The 5,105-nt window shown below is 67.9% G+C and carries 6 protein-coding genes; 5 read left to right on the top strand and 1 reads right to left on the bottom strand.

Annotated features, from left to right (window positions below):
• The coding region (locus tag ACESM1_RS30125) for a transposase (protein ID WP_372625064.1) at positions 1-258 on the bottom strand (258 nt) is incomplete at its 3' end.
• Positions 259-658: 400 nt separating this feature from the next.
• On the opposite strand from ACESM1_RS30125, the gene ACESM1_RS30120 reads away from it, so the two are divergent.
• The 5 genes from ACESM1_RS30120 (at position 659) to ACESM1_RS30100 (ending at position 5,021) form a co-directional block, all read left to right on the top strand.
• Positions 659-1,921, top strand: a complete 1,263-nt coding sequence (locus ACESM1_RS30120) for an integrase arm-type DNA-binding domain-containing protein (RefSeq protein ID WP_372625062.1) — start codon at positions 659-661, stop codon at positions 1,919-1,921.
• Between the two features lie 294 nt (positions 1,922-2,215).
• Complete coding sequence (locus tag ACESM1_RS30115; protein ID WP_372625060.1) at positions 2,216-2,488, top strand: helix-turn-helix transcriptional regulator; 273 nt, start codon at positions 2,216-2,218, stop codon at positions 2,486-2,488.
• On the top strand, positions 2,485-2,967 hold the full coding sequence (locus ACESM1_RS30110; protein ID WP_372625058.1) for a hypothetical protein: 483 nt from the start codon (positions 2,485-2,487) through the stop codon (positions 2,965-2,967). Before ACESM1_RS30115 ends, ACESM1_RS30110 begins: the two co-directional genes overlap by 4 nt.
• Before the next feature lie 24 nt (positions 2,968-2,991).
• The gene (locus ACESM1_RS30105; protein WP_372625056.1) at positions 2,992-3,381 is read left to right on the top strand and encodes a hypothetical protein; all 390 of its coding nucleotides are present in this window, start codon (positions 2,992-2,994) and stop codon (positions 3,379-3,381) included.
• A complete protein-coding gene (locus ACESM1_RS30100) occupies positions 3,381-5,021 on the top strand; it encodes a VapE domain-containing protein (protein WP_372625054.1) in 1,641 nt (546 codons plus the stop codon). Before ACESM1_RS30105 ends, ACESM1_RS30100 begins: the two co-directional genes overlap by 1 nt.
• Positions 5,022-5,105: the final 84 nt, after the last annotated feature.

The raw sequence follows: 5,105 nt of genomic DNA, 5'->3' as shown, positions 1-5,105 counted from the left end.
GACGTCCTCGTGCCCGAGCGCGATGCCGAAGATGCGCTGGCCGACCAGGGTGGCGATGTCGTGCTCGACCCGCTCCGGCATCCTGGCGTCGCGGAAGCACGCAGCGAAGCGGCCGACCAGGCTGATGGCGCGGTCCGTCGCGCCGAGCAGCAGTGCGCCGGCGTTCGAGGTGATCGCGCCGCCGTCGAAACCCGCCAACACACGACGGCCCTCGACAGGTGCAAAATCGAACAGCGCCGGGCTACACTCCGTCGGCATCGGGGATCCCTCCTGCATCGCCGTAAGGCTTTGTCACAGAAGAACTTTCGCCGATTCAGGACCCCGATGCACCTGCGCCCGGTGAGATTTCCGGGTTAGCGCCGTTGGCGGTGACCCGGTTTGACGCGGCGTCCGGTCAATGTCCGGTTTAGGCCGCCACCCATTCAGCCCATCGAGGCCAGCAAAATCAACAGTGAGCCCGGTGGGACTCGAACCCACGACCCCATGATTAAAAGTTCTTCGGGCTCTGCCACCGTAGGACGGTTCTAGGCGGTGATGCGCCATGATTTCTGTTGTCGGACAGTGCATTAGACGTCCAGAATAGGTGAGGAAGGGCGGGTAATGGTTCCGCTCCTCGTGACCCTCCCGCCCCGCTTCACCGTCCTAGGACCGTCCTACTATGCCCAGCGCCCCTCGGCCCGCCCTCACCGACAATTCGATCCAGCGTCACGCACTTGCCCCGCCCGGGCGCCAGCTGGTGTTGCGCGACACGCAGCCCGGCTTCTTCCTCCTAGTTGGCCAGCGCTCCCGGACGTGGATGATCCAGTGCGACGTCCGCGATCCGCTCGGCACAAGGCGCACCGTGAAGGAGAAGATCGGCGAGTGGCCGGCGCTCACGGCGCGCGATGCCCGTGCCCGAGCGAAGGCCCGCATCGGCGAGTTGCAGGCCGAGGGCCGGGCGCCCGAGCGCCGCCCGGATTCCACCCTGGGCGACGCTTGGCAACATCTGGAGAAGACCGATGGCCCGAAACTCCGGCCCAACACCTTGGATGGCTACCGCCAGCTGTTCGACCGGCGGATGAAAAAGTGGACTGACACGGCGTTGGTCCGCTTCGCCGATAACCCGCATCTCGTAGCCGAGGAGCATGCTGAGATAACGGCGAAGCACGGCCCCTATGCCGCTAACGCTTTCATGCGGCTGTTCCGTCATCTCTACCGCCTCGGCCGCGCCCGGCTCGATCCAAGGCTGCCGCATATTGAGTGGGGGCAGACAGTCCGCTTCAATCGCGAGCAGCGTCGGAAGACCGGCATGGAGGCCGGCGAGCTCGCCGCCTGGCATAAGGCGCTCGCCGCGCTGCACGAGCAGGCTCCCCTTCCAGGCGAGCGCCATGGGTTGACCGGCGACCCGGCGCGGCGGGACCGGAAGGGCAACGCGGTGCGCCGCGAGTTCCACCTTCTCTGCCTTCTCTCCGGCTCGCGGCCCGACGCCCTCGCACGCGCCCGCTGGGAGCACTTGGATATGCGCCGCCGCGCGCTGCACTTCCCCTCGCCAAAGGGCGGCCCGTCGCGCGCCTTCGACGTACCGCTTTCGCGGCACATGCTCGTCTGCCTTGCCCGCGCGCGCTGGGCCGGCCGGCTGCTGCACCCGGCGGCAGCGGCGCGCGCCTGGATATTCCCGGCCGCCAGCAAGCCTGGACACATCGTGGAGTGGCGCGAGGAGCGCGCCGACCTGCCGAAGTGGGGCATGGACCTGCGGCAGTCCTACGTGATCGCCGCCGAGCATCTCGACATCTCGGAACGCCTGCTGAAGCGGCTGCTCAACCACGCAACGCAAGATGTCACGATGGGCTATGGCGACCGCACACGCATCTGGGCGCAGCTGCTCGCCGCGCAGGAGCGGCTCTCCAGGCATATCATGTCGCACCGGCCGCGCGTGACATGAGAGAGCAGCGGAGCGCATGCCTCGGCGCGGCATCTCTCATGTTCTGCGGCTGCAGAACCAAAATGGCTTGTGCATGGTTTAGACCGCCGCCATAACAGCCGGCACAGGTAGCACTGCTGCCTTAGGGACTGGGCGAGAGCGTCGCCCGGCGGCCCGACGAGAAAGGGAACGACTACGGTCTAACCGATGCGCTACCCGACTCTGCGGAGCGGGATAGGGGCGAGGGGTGACCGACACAAGGCGCAGCCCAGTTGGCCGCGCATGTCGTGACAACCCTTTCCACGTCGTGAGCCAATGCAAACCGATCCACAATGGCAGGCACTCGCCGAGCAGATCGCTGCGCATGTCGCGCGTCGAATTGCTGAGGCGCCGCTTCCACCGCCCTCCCCCTGGCTGACGCCCGCGCAGGCTGCCTGCTATCTCGGGCTCAGCATCCCGGGCCTTGAGCAGATGCGACGCGCGGGAGAAGGCCCGGCCTTCTCCAAGGTCGGCGCGCGCCTGGTGCGATACCACCTGCGCGATCTCGACGCGTGGCTGGCGCGCGCTCGAACGGACACTGGCGCATGAGGCGCGACCATCTCTCGACGGACATGGTGGAGAGCCTGCGGCACGTGTTCGGCGGCGCCAACGTGCTCGCCGCGCGGCGGCTAGCCAAGCGCCGCAGCGTCGGGTTCTCGCACCTCCTTGCAGTTGCGCGCGAGGCAGACTGCGACTTTGATGCCGTGGCAGCGCACTTCGGCTGGTTGCGGCTTGAGAGCCCGTTACCCGCGTACGGCCACATGTGGCTGAACGAAGAGGCGTGGCGAACCGGCGATCCCCGACCGGGCGACGCGCTCGCGGGTGTTCTCGACCATTCCAACTCGCAGATGATTGCAGGGTGGGCGCTCTGCAAGCTCGTGACCGCTCCCCGACGGCGCTGGCCGCCGCAGTGGCTACGGCCGCTGCTCGTGCGAGGCAACGATGCCGAGACAGAGCGCCGATACATGGAGATGGCGCGCACTTGGCGGCCCGCCCGCCTCGGAGAACGGCCGGCGGCGAGGCACTAGCAAGCCATGGCGATCTTCGACTAAGTGGTGCTGCCCACGCACATCACTCGCGTCCTCGCGGCGGGAATGGTCGGCGACATGGTGATGCCCGACCACGTCGCCCTGGACCTCCGCGCCGTCCTCCCCACCGTCCACCATCGCCGCGCGATGCGCGCCGTGCTGCGCGCGCTCTACAACAACGGCAACCATGGCGACTTCGCGCTGCTCGGCTCGGCAGTGCGCGACATCTCAGTCGCCGCGCTCCTTCCGGTGCTGGGCTATACGGTGCGCGAAGGCAAGTTCGTCGCGCACGGGATCGCCATGCCGCGCCGCTGGCCCGACCGCCTGCCGCCCGACAAACACACGCCCCGCACCTGGGCCGCGCTGCGCGTGCATGGCTGGGTGCGAACCATCAGCCCGCCGGAGAGCGAGTGATGGTAGATGCGGACGAGGCGCTGGCCTTCCTGCGCGCCGCCCAGCCGGGCGGCGCTTGGGTGCTGGACACCGCCAAGGGCGGGCGGGCGCGTCGGCATCGCCGCGCGACGGATGAAGCGGAGGTACGCGCCTTCGTAGAGGCGACCGCCGGGCGCGACGTCTATGTGCTGCTCGGGATTGCCGCCGATGACGTAACCGGGCAGCCCGAGAAGCCGCAGATGCGCGGCTCGCGGCTGCTCTGGGTGGACCTCGACCCGAGGGCGGGCGAAGACCTCGCCGCCGAGCGCGAGCACATGCAGGCGCGGCTTGGCGCTCGGCGACCGGTCAGCGTGCCGCCGCCGTCTCTGGTCGTGGACAGTGGACGCGGCTTCTGGGCCTTCTGGTTGCTCGCCGAGCCCTGCATGGACACGGCGCTGGTCGAGCGCCACAACCAAACGCTAGGGGTGCTGTTCGGTGCGCTCGGCGACGCGTGCCACAACTGCAATCGAATTGGCCGATTGCCTGGCACGGTGAACGAGAAGAACGGCAACGTCGCCCGGGTCTGCTGGGGCCTCTCGAAGCCTGATGCCGTCTATAGTCTCGCCGACATGCCTCCGCCCGGCGCCGCGTGCGAGGCGCCGACATTTCGCTTGGCCGTCGGCGAGGCGCAGAGCGTCGAAGACCTGCCAGCCTTCCTCGCGCAGTACGGTTTGCCCGATCGCATCGGCGTAATCGTCAACCACGGCCGCGTGCCGGGCGAGACCAAGGCGAAGGACGACAGTCGAAGCGCGTGGCTGCACGAGGCGACCTGCGGCATGGCGCGTGTAAAGGTCCCGCCAGAAACAATGCTAGGCATCCTCCTGGATCGGGCCTTCGGCATCTCCAATAGCGTCTATTGCACGGCAGATGGACGCGCCGTGCCGAACCCGGAGAAGTATGCGCGACGGCAGGTCGAGCGAGCATACGAAGCAGTCGAGGCGCCGCCCGATCTGGAGCGCGACGACAAGGGCGTGCCGCACCGAACGCAGGGCAACATCCGAATCGTGCTGCGCCTGCTGGGCGCCCGCCTGTCGCATGACACGTTTGCCAATCGGCTGCTCGTGGGGGGCGTCAAAGGCATTGGGCCAGTGCTCGATGATGCCGCCCTCCGCAGGCTGTTCCTGCTCGCCGACGAGCGACATGGCCTGCGGCCGACGAAAGACCTCTTTTGGATGGTCGCGGAGGACGAGGCGTGCCTGGCCAGCTTCCATCCGATCCTCAACTACCTCGGCGGGCTTCGATGGGATGGCCGGCCTCGCCTCGACGGCTGGCTGTCTACCTACGGCGGCGCGGAGGCCAACGACTACACGCGCGCGGTCGGCTCGCTGTTGCTGGTCGCGGCGGTGCGTCGCATCCGCCAACCCGGCTGCAAGTTCGACGAGATGGTCGTCCTCGAAGGTGACCAGGGCACAAACAAGAGCTCCGCGCTGCGCTTGCTCGCTGTCGAGGATGACTGGTTCTCCGACGATCTGCCGTTGAATGCCGAGAGCAAGGTTGTCGTCGAGCGGCTCGCCGGCCGCTGGATCGTGGAGGCGGCAGAGTTGAAGGGCATGCGGCAGGGCGCGGTGGAGAGCATGAAAGCGTTTCTATCGCGGGCTGTGGACCGCGCGTGTAGCTGCTGAGTGAATTCTCCCCGGAAGTGCTGACTGAAAATTCCCCAGTCCAGCGCGACTGCCCGTGCCCGGGGGCGAGCCCCCGGGCACGGG

This window comes from Falsiroseomonas sp. (assembly GCF_041690465.1).
GTDB lineage: Bacteria > Pseudomonadota > Alphaproteobacteria > Acetobacterales > Acetobacteraceae > Falsiroseomonas.
This window is presented reverse-complemented; position numbering and strand designations above follow the sequence as displayed.

Excerpts from the sequence above, each read along its gene's own strand:
- ACESM1_RS30100 (WP_372625054.1), top strand. The coding sequence starts at position 3,381 with ATGGTAGATGCGGACGAGGCGCTGGCCTTCCTGCGCGCCGCCCAGCCG.
- ACESM1_RS30115 (WP_372625060.1), top strand. The coding sequence starts at position 2,216 with ATGCAAACCGATCCACAATGGCAGGCACTCGCCGAGCAGATCGCTGCG.
- ACESM1_RS30110 (WP_372625058.1), top strand. The coding sequence starts at position 2,485 with ATGAGGCGCGACCATCTCTCGACGGACATGGTGGAGAGCCTGCGGCAC.
- ACESM1_RS30120 (WP_372625062.1), top strand. The coding sequence starts at position 659 with ATGCCCAGCGCCCCTCGGCCCGCCCTCACCGACAATTCGATCCAGCGT.